Source organism: Actinomadura logoneensis (assembly GCF_003428695.1).
In the GTDB taxonomy this organism is placed as follows: Bacteria; Actinomycetota; Actinomycetes; order Streptosporangiales; family Streptosporangiaceae; genus Spirillospora; species Spirillospora logoneensis.
In genome coordinates, this window is record NZ_QURH01000340.1 from 1 (window position 1) to 504 (window position 504).

General features: G+C 77.6%; 1 protein-coding gene. It reads right to left on the bottom strand.

Annotated elements, in window-relative coordinates; genetic code table 11:
- Nucleotides 1-504: primosomal protein N' family DNA-binding protein (locus DZF91_RS22610; RefSeq protein ID WP_456236653.1), on the bottom strand; the 504-nt coding region annotated here is incomplete at both ends.

A 504-nucleotide genomic window follows, 5' to 3' on the forward strand; every position in this document is an offset into this window, starting at 1 on the left:
CCGTCCGGCGGCTCCGGCGGCGCGGCGGGCTCGCGCGGCGGCTCGCCCTCCGCCTTGGCGTGCCGGGGCGGGATCGCCAGGCGCAGCACGTCGGCGAGCGTCCCGGCGTACCGGTCGGCGACCTCGCGGGCCAGCGCCGCGATCTCCGGGGCGAGCACCGGCTCGGCCGAGGTCACCCGCTCCAGGAACGACAGGGTCCCGTCGTGGTCGCTCTCCTGGACGCGCTCCAGCAGCAGGCCGTCCACGAGCTGGCCGGCGAAGCGCACCCGGACCCGGCATCCGGGCACGGCCTTGGGATCCAGTTCGTTGGGTACGAGGTAGTCGAAGGGCCGATCCAGATGGGGTAGGGACATATCGACCGCGATCCGGGCCACGGGGAGGTGCTCGGCCGGGACGCGGGAGCCCTTGCGGGGAGCCTTGCGGGGCGCCTGGCGGGTGGCCTTCGCGCCGCCCCGGCCGGGGACGCCGCCCTGCCGCGACGCGCCGACCGACGCGCCGCCGGAG